The sequence below is a fragment of the Peribacillus sp. NPDC094092 genome, from assembly GCF_050279365.1.
Lineage (GTDB): Bacteria > Bacillota > Bacilli > Bacillales > DSM-1321 > Peribacillus.
This window is the reverse complement of the sequence record NZ_JBNNUC010000001.1, coordinates 381,122-400,181: the sequence shown is the minus strand read 5'-3', so window position 1 is coordinate 400,181 and position 19,060 is coordinate 381,122. Positions and strand designations below refer to the sequence as shown.

The following is a 19,060-nucleotide window of genomic DNA, read 5'->3' as shown; positions in this document are numbered from 1 at the left end:
TTTAAAAGGGGAGGGATGTAAGATGCACTATGATGTAATTGTAATTGGAGCTGGTTCTATGGGCATGTCCTCAGGTTATTACCTTTCAAAAAAAGGACAAAAAGTATTATTATTGGATTCCTTTGCTCCACCTCATAATAAGGGCAGCCATCACGGGGAAACAAGAATTATTAGACATGCTTATGGTGAAGGAAGGGAGTATGTTTCGTTGGCACTTAAAGCCCAAAAGCTATGGGGTGAATTGGAAAGAAATTCGGGGGGACAATTATTTCTTCCAACGGGGGTCCTGAATGCCGGAAGCGAAAATTCCACTTTTATTAAACAAGTGAAAGCGGGGTCAAAGGAATATGGTTTACCTATGGAAATCTTGGATTCACAAGAAATTCATGATAGATGGCCTGGTATCACACTGCCAGAAGATTACATTGGGTGCTATGAATCGACTTCGGGCGTGTTGAAAAGTGAAGAGTGCATAAGGGCGTATCAACAACTTGCGAAATCTAATGGTGCCGACATCATTGTAAACAGTGAAGCAAGGGAGATAGTTGTTCATGGAGATGGGGTCACGGTTAAAACGGATGAACGGACATTCCACTCAGAATCTTTAGTGGTTGCAGTTGGGGCATGGGCTCCGAAAATACTGGCGATGTTAGATTTAAATCTGCCGCTAGAACCCCTTAGAAAAACTTTTGCTTGGTTTCATGCAAATGAAAAATTATATAATCATAATGATTTTCCTGCTTTTTCTTTTGATACTTCAGTTGGTACATACTATGGCTTTCCTAGTATAAATGGTTCTGGATTGAAAATAGGGAGACATGATGGAGGGAACCGTATAAATCCTGATGGCTGTATTGAAGGGTTTGGTGAATTGGATGATGATGAGGGTGATTTGGTGAAATTTTTAAGAGAATATATGCCTTCTGATCAAAAATTGAAATATGGGAAAACTTGCATCTACACCATGACCCCTGATGAGCATTTTATAGTGGATAAACATCCTTATTATCCACACATTGCAATAGCGGCAGGTTTTTCTGGACACGGTTTTAAATTCAGCAGTGTCATCGGTGAAATTTTGAGTGACTTGATTATCTCCGGTACTAGCAAGGAAGATATTTCATTATTTTCTATTAATCGATTCAATCATTGAATGTCATAATATTCTTCAAACTTCAATGTTCTAATCAGGCCGTTGCTTCCTTCCAAAGGAAACAACGGCATTTTTTAAGTATTGCTTAATAATTTATTAAGAGCTGATCTTAAACCAACTTTAATGTTAGGTTATCTAACAAAGTATTGTCGAAATAATTAGAATATGATAGAATAAGAATATTCCGAAATACGAAACTACAATTCCGAATTTCGGACCTTATAGTTTTAAATGAATGAAAGAGTACCTACATATTCATATGGATTATTTACTGGAATTTCCGTTAAAAAAGGAGAGGGTCGTATGAACACAGTTGATTTGAATTGTGATTTAGGAGAAAGTTTTGGCGCTTACCGTATTGGCAATGATCAAGAAATTTTGGATTATGTAACATCTGTCAATGTTGCTTGTGGATTCCACGCTGGTGATCCGACAGTCATGAGAAAAACGGTTCAGCTTGCTTTGGGTAAAGATGTCAAAATCGGAGCCCACCCAGGTTTACAGGATTTAATAGGATTTGGCAGACGCAATATGAATATTTCACCACAGGAAGCTTATGATATTGTCGTCTATCAAATTGGTGCATTAAATGGATTTCTGCAATCGGAAGGCGGAACAATGCAGCATGTGAAACCGCATGGGGCTTTATACAATATGGCCGCAAAGAACAAAGAGTTATCCATGGCCATCGCCGAAGCGGTCTATAATGTGAATCCCGAGCTTATCTTATTTGGTTTGTCAGGCAGTGAATTAATACGTGCCGGACAGGCTATCGGATTGCAAACAGGGAGTGAAGTATTTGCCGATCGCACCTACCAAAATGACGGTTCATTGACATCCCGATTGGAAAAGGACGCATTGATCGAAAACGATGATGATGCCGTTGCGCAAGTCATTCGCATGGTGAAGGAAGGAAAGGTTCTGTCTCAACAAGGCTCGGATGTGGATTTAAAAGCAGATACCATTTGCATTCATGGGGACGGGGCGCATGCTTTAACCTTTGCTCGGCATGTTAAAGAATCTTTAAAATTATCTGAAATAACAGTCAAGTCCTTTTCTTGAAAATCAAAACCATCAGGAGGTAGATTCCATTGGAGCCAATCAAAAATACAACAGAACAGAAAAGCAATCCGACAAAGCCAAAAACAAATCGCACTTTATTGTTAGGTGCAGCATTCCTAATGGCAACTTCGGCAATAGGACCCGGTTTTTTAATGCAAACAACCGTTTATACCCAAAGTCTTGCGGCAAGTTTCGGATTCGTTATTCTTATTTCGGTCATTCTTGATATATTTGCCCAAACAAATGTATGGCGCATTATCGCTGTTTCCGAAAAACGGGGACAAGAAATTGCAAACATGGTCCTTCCAGGGCTGGGCTATGTACTGGCAGCACTGATCGTTATGGGCGGGCTGGCATTTAATATTGGTAATATCGCAGGAGCTGGATTAGGTCTAAATGCGATGACTGGAATATCCCCAACAACCGGGGCGGCAATAAGTGCAGTCATTGCCATACTGATTTTTGTAGTAAAAGAAGCAGGAAAAGCGATGGACCGTTTTACGCAAATTGCCGGCTTTTTCATGATTTGTTTGATGATTTACGTTGCTTGGACAACCTCTCCTCCTGTCGGGGAAGCGGTAGTGAGGACTTTTGTGCCTGATCAAATCGATATTATCGCAATCGTTACATTAGTGGGTGGATCTGTAGGCGGCTATATTACATTTGCAGGGGGACACCGTCTCTTGGATGCAGGCGTGAAAGGTGTTGGAGCATTACCTGAGGTCACAAAGAGTTCGATTATGGGGATATTGATCACTACGGTCATGCGTATTGCGTTATTTCTAGCTGTATTGGGTGTTGTATCGAAAGGTTTACAAATCGATTCGGGTAACCCTGCAGCATCCGTTTTTCAACTCGCAGCTGGTAATGTGGGATATAAAATCTTCGGTATCGTCATGTGGGCTGCCGCCATCACATCAGTAGTCGGAGCGGCATATACTTCCGTTTCTTTTATCAGAACATTCAGCGAAAAAATAAATAAGAAGGCGAACTGGATAATCATTGGTTTTATCGTCGTTTCGACCATTTGCTTTCTATTAATTGGTCAACCGGTTAAAGTACTGCTTATAGTCGGGGCCATAAATGGGCTCATTTTACCAATTGCTCTTGGAACTTTGCTAATCGCTGCATATAAGAAAAACATCGTGGGTGATTATAAGCATCCTTTATGGTTAACGATTTCCGGTGTGTTCGTGGTAATCATCATGGCGTTAATGGGCGTATATACAATCATGAAACAACTTCCCGCACTCTTTTCATGATTAATGAACGAAGATCCATAAATACAGGTCGAAGTGGTTTGCCAGTTTGTCACTGACTGCCAGTTCTTAATAGGAGATGAATACTAATGATCGATCTTTCTCAAGCTACCCCGGCTGAGTTGCGTTCAATGATTCGAAACAATGAATTGATAAAACCGACTGCCGGCATGGCCAACGGTTATGCACAAGCGAACTTAGCCATCCTAAAAAAAGAGCATGCTTTTGATTTTTTATTATTCTGTCAGCGCAACCCTAAATCCTGTCCATTGCTGGACGTTACGGAAATTGGTTCACCCATTCCTGCATTTGCAGCAAAGTCTGGGGATATACGTACCGATATACCTAAATATAGGGTATATAAATATGGAGAATTAGTGGAAGAAGTAACGGATATCTCAAACTACTGGGAAGATGATATGGTTGGATTTTTAATCGGGTGCAGCTTTACATTCGAACACGCCCTTTTGAATAATGATATATCGATTCGTCATATTGAAGAGGGTTGCAATGTACCTATGTATAAAACCAATATTCCATGCATTGAAGCAGGTATATTTCATGGGAAAATGGTTGCTAGCATGAGGCCGATTCCGCAAAAGGATGTGGTGAGGGCAACGCAAGTGACATCTCGGTTTCCAGCAGTTCATGGGGCACCAATCCATATTGGTGAGCCTGAGGCGATCGGTGTTTCCAGCATTCAGCATCCTGATTTTGGTGATCCAGTCACGATTCGTGATGGGGAAGTCCCTGTTTTTTGGGCATGTGGTGTAACGCCGCAATCCATTGCTATGGAGACCAAACCGGAGATCATGATCACGCATGCACCTGGACATATGTTCATTACGGACATTCGTGATGAAAAATTAGGAGTTTTATAACTGACAGAAAGAGATGAGTCCCTATGCCAGAAAAGCTATTGAATATAACTGCATGTACACTTTCTCCATTGGGCGATTCCGCAATCGTGATCACATTCGGGAATGGAATGGAATACAGCATACACAAAAAAATAAAATTGTTAATGGATTTACTTGAAGATGAACCTTTTACTGGATTTATAGAATGTGTACCTGCATTTACTAATTTAACGGTTTTTTATGATCCATTTGTTGTTCATAAGGATCAAAAACAAAGAAATGATACGGAAATATCTCCTTATGAAGTGGTCCGTTCCATCCTGGAAATGAAATTACAGGATTTAAAAGAAACTAAGAATCTCTCACATCGAACAGTTTCCATTCCCGTGTGCTATGGGAAGGAATATGGACCGGATTTGGAATATGTTGCCCGTTATAATGATTTGACTACTGATGAAGTCATCCATATTCATTCAACCGGGGAGTATTTGGCCTATATGATCGGGTTCGCACCTGGTTTCCCGTTTCTTGGCGGAATGTCGGAGGAAATCGCTACACCTAGGCGTTCCTCTCCCCGAATGACCATTCCCGCAGGGGCTGTAGGAATCGCAGGTATGCAAACGGGTGTATATCCTATATCAACACCTGGTGGATGGCAATTGATCGGACAGACGCCAACCAAACTATTTTTACCGAATGTAAATCCTCCAAGTCTATTACAAGCAGGGGACATCGTGAAGTTCCAACCGATTTCGGATCAAGAATATAAAGAAATGATCCTTAAGGGGGGATTACAGTGAGCCTGCGAGTTATCAAACCGGGATTATTGACGAGTATACAGGATCTTGGAAGAAAAGGATTTCAGCAACATGGGGTGATTGTCAGCGGGGCAATGGATGGACATTCTTTACGGATTGCCAATATGTTGGTTGGCAATGAAGAAGGGGAAGCGGTCTTGGAAATTACTTTAATGGGTCCGACCATTATGATCGAGAAAAATTGCCTGATTTCGATAACGGGTGGAAATTTATCACCAGCAATTGATAATCGGGCTGTACCGATGTGGAAGCCTATTCTTGTGAAAAAAGGATCGATACTTCGATTTGAAGGTTGTAAATCAGGATGCAGGGCATACTTATCAGTGTCGGGAGGCTTCGCCATTCCTGAAGTTATGGAGAGTAAAAGCACTTATCTAAGGGCTGGGATTGGCGGCTATATGGGGAGGGCATTAAAGGCTGACGATGTCTTGGCGTTTGATGAACCTTTAAAAATTATTGGTGATCGGGCGTTCAAAGGTTCATTTTCCTTCCCAAAATGGTTTGTCAATGAGAAGGAGTTCATGCCAGGAGGAAAACCTCTCATCCGCTTCATCGATGGAAGCCAATATGAACGTTTCACAGATTCAAGTAAAGATAGTTTTGTAGCGGGGACATATAAGGTTTCCAATCAATCCGACCGCATGGGATATAGATTATCAGGATCGACACTGGAATTAAAGGATAATGGGGAGTTATTATCTGAAGCGGTCACAAATGGGTCCGTTCAGGTTCCGCCTGATGGAAACCCGATCATTCTCCTTGCGGATAGCCAAACGACTGGTGGATATCCTAAGATAGCACAGGTGATCACGGCAGATTTACCAATTATCGCGCAGGTTAAACCAGGGGAATCCATTCAGTTCTCACGGGTGAACTTGAAGGAGGCTGAAAAGCTTTTGCTGCAAAAAGAACGACAATTGAAGGAATTACAGGTTTCGATTTCCTTAGCCCTGAACAAATGGCTGGATAGATAATTCCAATCGCAAACGATGAGAAAGTACTCTTTAAGAGGCTTTCTTTTTTGTTTCATTATACAAACTAAATGATAAACGTTTCATTTCTTTCCTCTTTAACCAATACTGGCTTTTTTTCGGAAGAAGGGGAAAGTTGATATGCACTTTACTCCCAATTAAGAGTTTTCTAAAAGGGTAATAATGGGAATTTATGATAACAACCGTTCTAACATCAGAACGGTTTTTTTATTTTCAAAAGTTAAGGGGATTTTTCCAAAAGGATAGGGCAGTTCCCCGATTTAGAACAACCGGGGAAGAGCTTACAATATGGGTATGGTAATTGTTTGTAATAAGGAGGAATCGTCATGCAGGCAAAAGTCGCAGTAAATCAAAAAACAGGAAAATCGATTGATAATGCTTTTGCATCACATTTTGCCAAGTCTATGTTTCTTACAGTTTGCGGACTTGTTATTTTATCGTTTATTGGTACGAGAATGTTTACACATGTAGATTTAAACCTTTATGGATATATGGTGGGGACGTTTATTTTTATTGGGGGTTTCTTTTACAGATTTATCGCTTGGGGAGAAAGGCCGCCAACAAAGGTTTTTATAAAAAAAGGAATCAAGATCCTATTTAGAAAATCAACGCCTAAAACTACAGTTGAACATCTAGCAACATATAACTTCATCTGGAACAGGGGAATTTACCGATGGACTCAGCACGTTCTAATGGGTTGGGGATGCATTCTTTCTTGCTTTGTGACTTTTCCGCTTGTATTTGGATGGATGTACTTCACCATGGACGACAACGGTTACTACAACATCATCGCAATGGGAACGAAAGTAATGACAGTACCAGCTAATGGAATCATTGCGTACTTATCATATAACGCTCTGAACATTACGGCTGTAATGGTAATTGCCGGAGTATGCATGGCTCTTTACCGCCGCTTGAAAAATATGCAGGCAAGGGCAGAACAAAAATTCATGTATGACTTCCTTCCATTATTCATGTTGTTATTGGTCAGCGTTACAGGATTGGCATTAACGTTTATGAACATCTTTATGCACGGTTCAGGACAGCCAGCCATGTCCCTGATTCACCAGTGGTCAGTCATTATTACATTGATTTATCTTCCGTTCGGAAAACTTGCTCACATACCTTTCCGCCCACTGAGTGTATTTGCTAGAAACTACAGAGAGCATTATGCGGAACAATCCATGAAAGAATGCAAAGTTTGTGGTAATGAATTTGTTTCAACAGAACAATCAAAAGATGTCATAGAGGTCCTCGGTAAGAATGATATAAAATTTCAAACGAAAGATGGCCACCATCTCGCCGAAATGTGCCTACCTTGCCGAAGAAAATACCGGATTGCCCAATTTTCCGGTTTTCCTATCCACGAGTTAAAAGTTAAGGAGGCTAACCAGAATGCAAAGGGATAAGTTTTTCAAAGAAGTAGAGAATGTGTTACACCCTAATGAAACATTGGTTAAAACGCATTGTGCATATTGTGGAATGCAGTGCGGGATGAATTTAAGGGTAAACAAAGCGACAAATAAAATCATAGGGGTTGAACCACGTTATGACTGGCCGGTAACTGTTGGGAAAATGTGTCCAAAAGGGGTTACAGCTTACCAGCAGACGAACCATGATGATCGCATTTTAACACCGCTTATTCGTGATGATGCTTCATTAAAGGGAACAAAGGAAGGCTTCCGGGAAGCGAGCTGGGATGAAGCATATGATTTAATCGCGAAAAAATTCAGTGAGCTTCAAAAAAATTATGGAAAAGATTCAATATCCGTTTTCAGCGGCGTATCAATGACGAATGAAAAATGTTATTTAACAGGGAAATTTGCACGTGTGGCTCTTGGCACACGCTACATTGACTATAATGGCCGATTCTGCATGTCCAGTGCGGCCGGGGGATTCCTTCGTTCTTTCGGCGTAGATAGAGGTTCAACATTACCCTGGACGGATATTCATGAAACTGATTGCTTATTTCTTGCAGGAAGCAACACAGCAGAATGCCATCCAACTTCCATGTTCAGAATCTGGAACGTTCAAGAAAGGGGCGGTTACATTATCGTGGCGGATCCCCGCGAAACGCCTGTTGCGAGAAGGGCGGATGTCCACCTTGACTTGAAACCGGGAACGGACCTTGCCCTTGCTAATGGAATCTTAAATGAATTAATTCAAAAGGGTTATGCAGATGAAGAATTTATTAATAATCATACGAATGGATTTGAAGAAACAAAAGAACTTGTAAAAGAATTTACCCCGGAATATACGAGTGAGGTTACAGGTGTTGCACCGGAAAAAATCATTCGCGCAGCAGAGATTTATGGAAAATCACCGAATGCAGTTGTCATGTTTGCCCGTGGAATTGAACAGCAGCATAAGGGCGTTGACAATGTATCTGGATATACAAACATGGCGCTTGTGACAGGTAAGATTGGCCGCCCGAAGTCTGGTGTAGCAACTTTCACTGGTCAAGGAAACGGACAGGGTGGACGCGAGCATGGTCAGAAAGCGGATTTATTGCCAGGTTACCGGAAAATCACGAATCCTGAGCATGTGAAAGAAGTTTGTAACGTATGGAATATCACTCCGGAGGAAATGCCTAAGCCTGGTGTTTCTGCATATGAAATGTTTGAACTGATGGAGCAAAAAACGATTCGCGGATTGTATCTGCTATGTTCCAATCCTGCAGTATCTGCGCCTAACCTGAATTTTGTCAGAAGGGCGATGAAAAACCTGGATTTTATGTTGTGTTCAGATTTCTATCTTTCCGAATCAGCAGAGTTTGCTGATGTGATCCTGCCTTCCGTAACGTGGTCGGAAGATGAAGGTACAGTTACAAACCTTGAAGGGCGAATTATTAAGATAAATAAGGCACAAGAGCCAATCGGAAAATCTAAGCCCGATTGGCAAATACAAGTAGAGCTTGCAGAACGTCTTGGGAGGGGAAGATATTTTTCACATTTGAAAACTGCAAAAGATGTCGCAGAAGAATTCAGACTGGCTAGTAAAGGGGGAAATGCCGATTATTATGGCGCCACATGGGATAAAATTGACAAACAGGACGGGGTATTTTGGCCTTGTAAGGATGAAAATGACAAGGGAACGCCGCATATGTTCCTGGATAAAAAATTCTATCACGCAGACGGTAAAGCGAAAATATGTGCACTTCCTTACCGTCCCCCTGCCGAGGAGCCAGATGAAAAATATCCGCTTCGTTTAACAACTGGACGTGTCGTTTACCACTATCTATCAGGGAACCAGACGAGAAGAATTCAGTTCCTTCGTGATATGTGTCCGGAACCTTACGTGGAAGTACATCCGGATACAGCAAAAAAATACAATATGGACCATGAGGATAAGGTCCGCCTGTATACCCGAAGAGGCGAGGCAATCTATAAAGTGAAGATTACAGAAGCAATTCGTGAAGATACGGTATTTGTTCCATACCACTTTGGGCACGAGCAATCAATCAATCTATTAACCATTGCCGCGCTTGATCCAATGTCCCGTATGCCGGAATTCAAGGTCTGTGCAGCCCAAATGGAAAAAGTCGAAATAAAGAAGGTGCAATAAATGAAAAAGAGGCTCTACTTAGAACTTGAAAACTGCATAGGGTGCAGGTCATGCCTGGCGGCTTGTACACAATGCGGAGGGCATGAAGAGCGGAACAGAAACTATGTATATGATGTAAACCCTCTGGTCAATAGGCAAACGATGCCTCTTATGTGCCTTCATTGCGTAAATCCTGCCTGTGCAAGGAGTTGTCCGGCCCAGGCAATCCAAATCCATGAGACAGGGGCCGTATTATCAGCACTCGTTGAAAAATGTATCGGCTGCCAAAATTGTACGATTGCTTGCCCGTATGGAATACCGAAATTTGACACTGAACAAAACTTAATGTACAAATGCGATTTATGTATCGACCGGACAAAAGACAGTATCCCGCCAATGTGTGCAAGTGTTTGTCCATCCAATACACTTCAATGGTTGACAGATGAAGAAATTGAAAATAAGAGAAAACAATTTAATTTAGATAATGGAAAATGGGTGACCAGCCTTCCTTATCTTGAAAGTGAAACGAACGTCAAGGTAAATCTCTCGGGTATTTTACAGGGGATAACTAAGCTATATTAGGAGGGATTAAGATGCCGTCAGATAAAAATAATAAAATTCCCTTTAATGAAGATAATTACACTCATAATATTGAACGGAATAATGAAAGAAAGCTTGACAGACGTGGGTTCATGAAAACATTGGTGGGTGCTGCTGGCGTATTCGCCATTTCCTCCCTCCCTTGGGGGGCAATAGCGGCTAAAGAATTAATGGGGCTTGGGGAGAAGGAGTACCCTCACAAAAAAATCACAGATGTAAGCAAACTAGCCATTGGTGACGCAATGAATTTTAAATTTCCAGGTGATCATGATGATGCCATTTTAATCAGATTGTCAGAAAAGAAATACGTAGCATACCAAAATGCATGCACACATCTTCGGTGCCCGGTTTTCTGGGTGAAGGAAGAGGGGGAGATGATCTGTCCTTGCCATCATGGGAAATTCGATGTTGAAACAGGTGTTCCGACGGCGGGGCCGCCAAGAAGGCCGCTCCCTGAGATTCAGGTGAAAGTGGAAAATGGGGCGGTATACGCAGTAAGGGTGAAGCGTTATGAAGTTTAAGTTTATCGGTGTCACGTTGCTTTGTGCCTTCTTGATGATGAATATTGTATTCACCCAATTCATGGTTCATCAATATTATTATGAAAATTATATAAATGTCCTGATATTTGGTGGATTAAACATTGTTGTGTTTCCATTAGCGTTATTTACGTATAAAAAAACTAAATACGAAAAGGCGTGAATCAAATGAACAGCGAAACTTACATTGATTTATGTTTTGTAAAAGCAGCATCCGTAAACTTTTCTTCTGAAATCGATAAGCTCCTTTCGGACCTATTTAAAGGCTCCCGCCTTAACTGGTATTTGGATGAAAAGTCAATAGATGGGTTAGATATTGTAGTTGCAGAAGTAAAGGGTATGAGTGGTTGGGAATCTGAAGAGGAAACAATTGAATTTATCGAGAATCATGCAGATGATAGATTATGGAAGTGTTTGCACGGTTATCAAATATATGTATACAGCGCAAAGAGAGGGTGCAATACATGTGGAAAACATTAAATTGGAAAGTTTACAATCATTAGTCTCGGAAAAAGCTAGAGTGGCAATCTTGGATGATGATGGGCAGGATAAAGCGAATTTTGTTTCTAAAACGATTGTTAAGATGGAGATTTGTCCTGACATGACACATCTGCGGATATATTTTGACCACCATAATTTTTTCGCTGTCCCTTTGGCATGCCATATCGCTAAAAACAAAAATGAGTGGTCAGCTTTTGACGAAAGCACAGGATTACAATATGTAATTAGAAGAGAGTGTGATCAGAATGATTAGGAAAATACAGCTTCCATTACAGACTTTAAACTTAGTAGTAGGATTTATGGTTTGGGTATTAATTTCTTCCCTGATGCCTTTTATTAAAGAAGACATTGCTATACCTGAAGGTCAGCTTGCACTGGTGACAGCCGTTCCGGTTATTTTGGGATCAGTACTTCGTATCCCCCTTGGCTTTTACGCCAATCAGTTCGGGGCAAGGAAAATTTTCCTGATTAGCTTTATTTTACTATTGTTCCCTGTTTATTATATCAGTATTGCCGATTCTCTTGCTGATTTGTTGATTGGAGGACTTTTCCTAGGTATTGGCGGAGCCGTATTCTCTGTTGGGGTTACTTCTTTACCTAAGTATTACCCAAAGGAACGTCATGGCTTTGTTAACGGAATTTACGGTGCAGGGAACCTTGGCACGGCCGTATCGGCTTTTGCAGCACCTGTTGTAGCCGAGAATTTTGGGTGGTCAACAACTGTACAGCTTTATCTTGTCATTTTGGCGGTCTTTATCGCAGGTAACTTTCTGTTAGGGGACAAAAAAGAGCTGAAAGTAAAAACACCGCTTTTAGAACAAGTGAAGAGTGTCTACAAAAATGAAAAACTATGGCTGCTAAGTTTATTCTACTTTATAACATTCGGTTCTTTTGTTGCATTTACTATCTATCTGCCAAATTTTCTTGTAGCGAACTTTGGATTGGATAAAGTTGACGCCGGTTTGAGGACAGCAGGCTTTATTGTTCTTGCTACTCTAATGAGACCAATTGGCGGATGGCTTGCAGATCGCTTTCATTCCCTCATTCTTCTCATGTTCGTTTTCGGAGTGTATACGGTTTCAGCGATGATTCTATCCTTTGCTCCATCGATTGGCTGGTACACTTTTGGTTGTCTGAGCATTGCCCTCTGTGCAGGAATGGGAAATGGTGTCATTTTTAAACTGGTGCCCATGTATTTCCAAAAGCAGGCTGGTATTGTGAATGGTATCGTTTCCGCAATGGGCGGTTTGGGAGGTTTTTTTCCGCCATTAATTTTATCTTTGTTATTCAATATCACAGGACATTATGCAATCGGGTTCATGGCATTGTCAGAAGTTGCCCTTGCAAGTTTGATTTTAGTTGTCTGGATGTATTTCCAAGGCAAAATGGGGCTTGCCAAAGAAGTGATTGATCATACAATAGAAGGGATTCTTATTACCGATACCACCGGCAAGATCATTTCAGTAAACCCCTCGTTTTGCAGTATTACGGGTTATCAGGAAAATGAGGTAATAGGAAAGAACCCTAGTATACTTAAGTCAGGTAGACAGCCTCAAACTTTTTATGAGGATTTGTGGAAATCCATTGAGATAAATGGGTCCTGGCAAGGTGAAATCTGGAATAGCCGAAAGGATGGACAGCAATATCTACAATGGCTGACCATTAGTTCGATAAAGAATGATGCGGGGGATGTCGTTCAATATGCAGGGATGTTTAGTGACATTTCAGGTAATAGGGTGAAAAAGGCATAAAATGAACTGCGTACATGAAATCATTGGATTTGAAGGCTGAATGGGAGCTTTCAAGAACAAGAAATTCTAATTGAATGGCCAATAATCAGCGACTATCGAAGAAGGAGGGTGGGAATGAATACTCAGCCACTCAAAAACAACCTCAGTTCTTATATCATACAAACACATGAAGAAGAGATTAAAAGAATTGCCATGGAGCTTCATGAAGGCGTGGGGCAGTCCCTTTCCAGTCTCTTTTCCGGATTGCAGCTCATTGAATCGGCAATCGATCAGCCTGCCATGAAAAGCTATGCAAGTGATATGAATCAGTTATTGGAAAAGGCAATTCAAGAAATCAGGCTTTTGGCTGTAGAATTGCATCCTCCTACCCTTACGACTCTTGGACTTATTTCAGCTATAAAAAGCTACATAAAATTATACACTTCAACCTATGGTCTTGAGGTTGAGCTGGAGAACCATGGGATTGAATCGCAAATCTCTGATAGAGAAAGCATTACTCTATTCAGGGTCTGCCAAGAAGCATTGGTGAATATTGCAAGGTATGCTGACACAACGAAGGCATGTATGATATTTAGATGGGAAAAAAGCAGGTTATTGATTATGATTAAAGATTCAGGGAAAGGGTTTGAGGTTGAAGCCGCTTTGAATAAGTTGAGCGGGCTTGCTGCCATGTGTGAAAGGATGCATTTGATCGGCGGAAATTGTACCATTGTTTCAAAAATAGATGACGGGACTTCTATAGAGATTTCTCTGCCATTATATTAAAATGCTAAACAAGGGGTTTGCGAATTTTGCAATCCCCATTGTTGTTTCATATTCATTAATTACGATAGAATACGAACAAAGCTAAGGGGGAGCTGCTTTGATAAAAATTTTGCTTTGCGATGATCACGCCGTTGTAAGAATGGGCTTAAAGATGCTATTAAACAATCATGCGGATATGGAAGTCATAGGGGAAGCTTCAGACGGGAACGAGGGAATACAACGAGCACTAGAACTTCAGCCTGATGTGGTGGTCATGGATTTAAGCATGCCTCATGGGAAAGATGGCTTATCGGCGACTTCCGAATTGAAAAAACTGATGCCTGAGGTGGCCATATTAATACTTACCATGCATGATGATGATGAATATTTGTTCAGAACTATCCAAGCGGGGGCTTCAGGCTGTATTTTAAAAAGCGCACCACATGAAGAATTATTGGTAGCCATCCGATCTTTGGCGAACGGAAATGCTTACCTTCATCCATCTGCAACAAAAAGAGTAATGGAAGAATACTTAGGCAGTGTTAAGCAGGGGGCCGCGGATTCTTTCAATCTATTGTCTGACCGGGAAAAAGAAGTACTGACGTTGATAGCGAAAGGGTTTTCCAATAAAGAGATTGCCGGACAGCTTGTCATAAGTGTGAAAACGGTTGAAAGCCATAAAGGAAACCTAATGGAAAAGCTCAAGATGAAAACAAGGCATGAACTTGTTGCATTCGCTTTAAAAAAGGGGTTATTAGGGTATGGAATTTAGCGGGGGCAGTAAATCGAAAGGGGATCAACCGTTTAAAGAAGCATGTGAACATGCATTAGAAGAAATGAACTGTGACTTTGTAGGCCTTGCCTTACAAAACAGTAAAGGTCCTGACATAAGCTGGCATCATGCCGCCGGAAACAGAAATGATAAATACAAAAGGATAACTGTTCGATATGGAAAAGGAATAGCGGGTAAGGTCATATCAACGGGGAGGCCAATGAAAATCGAAGGTTTTCCAAATAATATTCACGGCAAAGCCTTAGAGTATCCCATCATGCTTGCGGAAAATCTCAATTGCGCCTTCGCAGTACCCATTCATTTTAAAGGTGTTCCTAAAGGGGTATTATTAGTAGGTAAAAGGACAGATCAGCCTATTTCTGAAAGTGACCAGCATACGATCCTTGATGCAGCGAAAAAATTGGAAAAGGAAATGAACAGCTCGATTTAACATGGCAGCAAGGAGGATTATGTATGGACTTGAATAAACATTTGGAAATGAAAAAAGGGATTTCTCCTGGATCAAGCGATGCGACAATTCTTGTTAATGGATCAGGAGTCATCTCTTTTGCGGATCAACAAGTATATGAAAACTTTGGCTATGAACATCATGAATTGAATGGGGAAAAGATCCTGAATCTTATACCAGGGGTAAACCTTCAGTCAAGTGGGGAAGGGGAAATTATCCACCATTTTGGAATCCACCGGGATGGGCATGCTTTTTCGCTTTTCTTCAGGGTGAACTCCTTTCAGCTTGCAGAAGAGCTCTATTATTTAATCGTGGTCCATAAAGTGAAAGACCAATCCCGGATCAACCAGCAGCAATCCTATCCGATAAATGAGCTGGTTGATTTAATTTACGCACTTGATGAATCAACGATTGTTGCATTTACGGATGAAAAGGGCAAGATAATATACTTGAATAAGAAATTTTGTGAGGTATCCAAATATTCAGCAGCAGAGCTCATCGGGAAGGATCACCGAATGATCAATTCAGGTTTTCATTCAAAGGGATTTATGCAAGATCTTTGGCGAACAATTTCATCAGGAAGTATATGGCGCGGAGAAATTAAGAACAAAGCGAAGGATGGAACCTATTATTGGGTGGATACCACGATTGTCCCTTTCTTAAATGAAGACGGGATCCCTTATAAATACCTGGCTATCCGGAAGGAAATCACAGAATATAAACGAGTTTTGGAGGAATTAGGAAAATCCGTTAATAAAATGGCCGATTTTCAATTTGCTTTGGATTCTTCCTCAATTGTGGCAATAACCGATCAAAGAGGGACGATCAAATATGTCAATGATCAATTTTGCCGTATTTCAAAGTTTTCAAAAGAAGAGCTGATCGGACAAGATCATCGAATTATTAACTCGGGATTTCATTCAAGAGAGTTTTTCAACAATCTATGGAAAACGATATCAGCTGGGGAGGTATGGAAAGGCGAGATTAAAAATAAGACCAAGGATGGTACTTATTATTGGGTGGATACGACAATCGTGCCATTTCTTGATGAGTTCAATAAACCTTACCAATATTTAGCGATTCGTCATGAAGTGACCCAGCGTAAGCTTGCGGAAGAAGAGATTCAGAAAATGACAGGAAAAATCATTGATGTGCAGGAAGATGAAAGAAAACGCATTTCCCGGGAGCTTCATGATGATATCGGACAAAACTTATACAGCCACCTCATAACGATTAACAGGCTGCAGACAGAAATGGATCACCCCCTGTTAGATCAGATGCAGGATGAAACGACCGAAATTATCGAAGCACTCAGGCATCTATCCTGGGAATTAAGGCCATCCGTACTTGACGATCTTGGTTTGTTCCCTGCGATTCGCTCTTTATTGGTGCAATTTTCAGAGCATCATCATATCAAGGTCCATTTTGACTGCTATTTGAATTGCCGTATGAATACAAACAAAGAAATTACCATTTACCGTATTATTCAAGAAGCATTAACAAATATACGGAAATATGCTCAAACCGAAAATGCTACGGTGACGATCCGGGAAATAGACGAAGAAGTTCGTGTGGAAATAGAAGATAAAGGAAAGGGCTTTGATATTGAAAAAGTTAACCGCGGAGTAGGCTTATTCAGTATGGAGGAAAGAGCCAGAGCTTCCGGAGGAAACCTTATCCTTCATTCTGGTGAAGGGAAAGGAACAAAAGTAATATTGAAAATGCCTTTGTAGATGCTCTTATTATGAACTTGCAGGATGTTAAAATGATTCGATCACAATGAAAATAAAGCTTAAAAATCAAACGAGAATACAGTCAGGGCTTTTTTCGAAAAAACAATGAATACGCTTATATTGCATTACATCCTTTCTTCCATGTTTTATAATAGATTGATAGGTAAGGAAAACATGTATCATGAAAGGAGACAACGTATGCAGGCACATAACAAAACCGTCGTGAAATCCATGCAAATCCTAACCCTTTTCATAAATCATCCGAAGTTGACTTTTAATGAAATGATGGAACTTTCCAATTTGCCGAAAACGTCGTTACACCGTATGGTGGGGTCATTGGAGGAAATGGGGTTTTTAACAAAGGACGATGATGGCCATTATTCTCTTGGACTGATATTCCTGCAGTTTGGCCAATTGGTGGGAGAGCGTTTGGATATCAGGTCAATCGCCTATCCCATCATGAAAGACCTTCGGGATGATGTTGAAGAAGCGGTGAATTTAATTGTGAGGGATAAGGATGAAGCGATGTATATTGAAAAGGTGGACACCTTGCATCCTGTTCGACTTTATACGTCCATTGGTAGACGTTCGCCATTGTACGCTGGCGATTCACGAATCATCCTAGCGTATTTGCCGGAAGAAGAGCGGGAAAATTATTTGGGAAGCGTTCAATTAAAACCAATAGCCTTTGGAACGATAACAGATAAAACTAAACTCCGTCATGTCTTGGATGAAGCTAGATTGGATGGTTATACGATAACTTCATCAGAACTTGAGGATTATACAAAATCGGTGAGTGCGCCGATACTCAATGGTAAAGGACAAATAGTAGCTGGTATAAGTGTGGCTGGGATTGAAGCAAGATTTCAGGAAGATCGCTTGCCTGAATTGATTGACAAAGTAACGAAAGCCGCCAAGGCCATTTCCGTTAAACTGGGTTCTCAAACACAATAACGAAAATGGAAAAGTCATGTCATTTTCGGAATATATTTTCCTTAAATAAGATAAGTACATAAGTTAATGATTCTATATGTAAGAAGCAGAGCCACCGCTTATGGTGGTTTTTTGGCATGTTGCTGCAATACTATCTGGCCAGGACGAAAAGGTGAACAATGAGCGGTTCACCTTTTCAAATATAGCAAGACTTATACCCAAGATTGTTGTTTAACCATTAAATATGCACATAGTCAGATTGATTTATATTTCTCGGCACCCCGATGTCGGCCATTGTAAGTAAACCTGGTTTACGGAGGGCATCAATTTGCTTAGCGGTATTGATAATCATCGCAGCGGTTGCGGTATCCCCAAAAATTCCGTTGGGAATAATCAGCCTTTGGGTTTCGTTCCCATCAATAACGATTTCATCTTCTTGTTTAATGCCTGCAGACATCGTTAAATCCAAGGAAATTTCCTTCCCGTTCATGGTCTTGCCCGTGGAGATTTGATGAAGCCCATTAACATCCCCTGGTTTTATAGTGGTAAGCGGAACGGTCATATTTTCACATGCAATCGTTGGTTCAATGGTATTGATAACACTTGAAAGTTCCCAATTCAGTCCATAAGCGATTAACCTAACAGACTCCTCAAGACCTACATGCCCAATTTTATTCTGTTCAGCTAAAAATTCAAACTCTTCTCTGGTCATCCCGATTCCGACCTTTTTTTGTAAGGGGAGGCGCCTTTTCGAAACATCAACTTTACGATTGACTTTGATTTGGTTAACCGTGGTCAATACTGTTGTAAAAGAAATGGCCATAGTATCCATGATGTAACCTGGATTGATTCCGGTCCCAATGACACTAAGCCCTTTTGCTTTGGCATAATCATCTATTTCCTTTGAAAGTAGAGGGTAGCGATGCCAAGGGAAGGAAAGCTGTTCACAGGTGGATACCACTGAAAAGCCGTGATCTAGAAGCTCTTTGATTTGAGGCCATACTTGTTTTGCGTTGGAACCGGTTGCATGTAATGCAATAGGATGGTCAGCTTCGGTATTTACTTCCTGTATATGGGAGACTACATACTTGTTCGTTTCCTTTTCATTGATCAGTAAGCCAATATCCTTTCCTGCCTTTTTGGGATCAATATCGACAACACCGATAATCGATTGAGGATTCGTTTGATAAGCACTGCGCAGGATTTCGATTCCGATGGGACCTAGCCCGAATACTGTGAATTCAGAAAATTGTATTGTCATTCATCTCTCATCCTTTCAAATAACTTATAACAAAATGCTAACATTGAGTGATAAATAATAAAAATAGTTA

Annotated in this window: 20 protein-coding genes; 19 read left to right on the top strand and 1 reads right to left on the bottom strand. The window is 40.8% G+C overall.

Annotated features, from left to right (window positions below; translation table 11 throughout):
- Positions 1-22 precede the first annotated feature (22 nt).
- The 19 genes from solA to ACQKNS_RS01780 all read left to right on the top strand — a co-directional run bounded on the left by solA (position 23) and on the right by ACQKNS_RS01780 (position 17,750).
- On the top strand, positions 23-1,153 hold the full coding sequence (gene solA / locus ACQKNS_RS01870; RefSeq protein WP_427640925.1) for an N-methyl-L-tryptophan oxidase: 1,131 nt from the start codon (positions 23-25) through the stop codon (positions 1,151-1,153).
- 303 nt (positions 1,154-1,456) lie between these two features.
- Complete coding sequence (gene pxpA, locus ACQKNS_RS01865) at positions 1,457-2,215, top strand: 5-oxoprolinase subunit PxpA (protein WP_427640924.1); 759 nt, start codon at positions 1,457-1,459, stop codon at positions 2,213-2,215.
- A gap of 119 nt (positions 2,216-2,334) precedes the next feature.
- Positions 2,335-3,477 (top strand): NRAMP family divalent metal transporter, encoded by a 1,143-nt coding sequence (locus ACQKNS_RS01860; RefSeq protein WP_427642101.1) that lies wholly within the window; start codon positions 2,335-2,337, stop codon positions 3,475-3,477.
- An 86-nt stretch (positions 3,478-3,563) separates the two neighbouring features.
- On the top strand, positions 3,564-4,355 hold the full coding sequence (locus ACQKNS_RS01855; protein ID WP_427640923.1) for a putative hydro-lyase: 792 nt from the start codon (positions 3,564-3,566) through the stop codon (positions 4,353-4,355).
- A gap of 23 nt (positions 4,356-4,378) precedes the next feature.
- Complete coding sequence (gene pxpB, locus ACQKNS_RS01850) at positions 4,379-5,134, top strand: 5-oxoprolinase subunit PxpB (RefSeq protein ID WP_427640922.1); 756 nt, start codon at positions 4,379-4,381, stop codon at positions 5,132-5,134.
- On the top strand, positions 5,131-6,126 hold the full coding sequence (locus ACQKNS_RS01845) for a biotin-dependent carboxyltransferase family protein (RefSeq protein WP_427640921.1): 996 nt from the start codon (positions 5,131-5,133) through the stop codon (positions 6,124-6,126). The genes pxpB and ACQKNS_RS01845 overlap by 4 nt, the downstream gene beginning before the upstream one ends.
- Positions 6,127-6,470: 344 nt before the next feature.
- Positions 6,471-7,553, top strand: a complete 1,083-nt coding sequence (locus ACQKNS_RS01840) for a hypothetical protein (RefSeq protein WP_427640920.1) — start codon at positions 6,471-6,473, stop codon at positions 7,551-7,553.
- The gene (locus ACQKNS_RS01835) at positions 7,540-9,708 is read left to right on the top strand and encodes a molybdopterin oxidoreductase family protein (protein WP_427640919.1); all 2,169 of its coding nucleotides are present in this window, start codon (positions 7,540-7,542) and stop codon (positions 9,706-9,708) included. Before ACQKNS_RS01840 ends, ACQKNS_RS01835 begins: the two co-directional genes overlap by 14 nt.
- Positions 9,709-10,269 carry a 4Fe-4S dicluster domain-containing protein gene (locus ACQKNS_RS01830; RefSeq protein WP_427640918.1) on the top strand — a complete coding sequence of 187 codons (561 nt, stop codon included), beginning with the start codon at positions 9,709-9,711 and terminating at the stop codon, positions 10,267-10,269.
- 11 nt (positions 10,270-10,280) lie between these two features.
- Positions 10,281-10,808, top strand: coding sequence for a ubiquinol-cytochrome c reductase iron-sulfur subunit (locus tag ACQKNS_RS01825; RefSeq protein ID WP_427640917.1), 528 nt, complete (start codon positions 10,281-10,283; stop codon positions 10,806-10,808).
- Entirely contained in the window at positions 10,798-10,989 is a 192-nt protein-coding gene (locus tag ACQKNS_RS01820) for a hypothetical protein (protein WP_427640916.1), read from the top strand. The genes ACQKNS_RS01825 and ACQKNS_RS01820 overlap by 11 nt, the downstream gene beginning before the upstream one ends.
- Before the next feature lie 5 nt (positions 10,990-10,994).
- Positions 10,995-11,306, top strand: coding sequence for a hypothetical protein (locus ACQKNS_RS01815; RefSeq protein WP_427640915.1), 312 nt, complete (start codon positions 10,995-10,997; stop codon positions 11,304-11,306).
- Positions 11,293-11,580, top strand: a complete 288-nt coding sequence (locus ACQKNS_RS01810; protein WP_427640914.1) for a hypothetical protein — start codon at positions 11,293-11,295, stop codon at positions 11,578-11,580. The genes ACQKNS_RS01815 and ACQKNS_RS01810 overlap by 14 nt, the downstream gene beginning before the upstream one ends.
- Complete coding sequence (locus tag ACQKNS_RS01805; RefSeq protein ID WP_427640913.1) at positions 11,573-13,078, top strand: nitrate/nitrite transporter; 1,506 nt, start codon at positions 11,573-11,575, stop codon at positions 13,076-13,078. Before ACQKNS_RS01810 ends, ACQKNS_RS01805 begins: the two co-directional genes overlap by 8 nt.
- A gap of 114 nt (positions 13,079-13,192) precedes the next feature.
- On the top strand, positions 13,193-13,843 hold the full coding sequence (locus ACQKNS_RS01800) for a sensor histidine kinase (protein WP_427640912.1): 651 nt from the start codon (positions 13,193-13,195) through the stop codon (positions 13,841-13,843).
- Between the two features lie 97 nt (positions 13,844-13,940).
- Complete coding sequence (locus ACQKNS_RS01795; RefSeq protein WP_427640911.1) at positions 13,941-14,594, top strand: response regulator transcription factor; 654 nt, start codon at positions 13,941-13,943, stop codon at positions 14,592-14,594.
- Complete coding sequence (locus ACQKNS_RS01790) at positions 14,584-15,045, top strand: GAF domain-containing protein (protein ID WP_427640910.1); 462 nt, start codon at positions 14,584-14,586, stop codon at positions 15,043-15,045. Before ACQKNS_RS01795 ends, ACQKNS_RS01790 begins: the two co-directional genes overlap by 11 nt.
- Before the next feature lie 23 nt (positions 15,046-15,068).
- Positions 15,069-16,796 carry a PAS domain-containing protein gene (locus ACQKNS_RS01785; RefSeq protein WP_427640909.1) on the top strand — a complete coding sequence of 576 codons (1,728 nt, stop codon included), beginning with the start codon at positions 15,069-15,071 and terminating at the stop codon, positions 16,794-16,796.
- A 198-nt stretch (positions 16,797-16,994) separates the two neighbouring features.
- Positions 16,995-17,750, top strand: a complete 756-nt coding sequence (locus ACQKNS_RS01780; RefSeq protein WP_427640908.1) for an IclR family transcriptional regulator — start codon at positions 16,995-16,997, stop codon at positions 17,748-17,750.
- A 217-nt stretch (positions 17,751-17,967) separates the two neighbouring features.
- Here the strand turns inward: ACQKNS_RS01780 and ACQKNS_RS01775 are convergent, their stop codons facing one another.
- Positions 17,968-18,990, bottom strand: a complete 1,023-nt coding sequence (locus ACQKNS_RS01775; protein ID WP_427640907.1) for a hypothetical protein — start codon at positions 18,988-18,990, stop codon at positions 17,968-17,970.
- Positions 18,991-19,060: the final 70 nt, after the last annotated feature.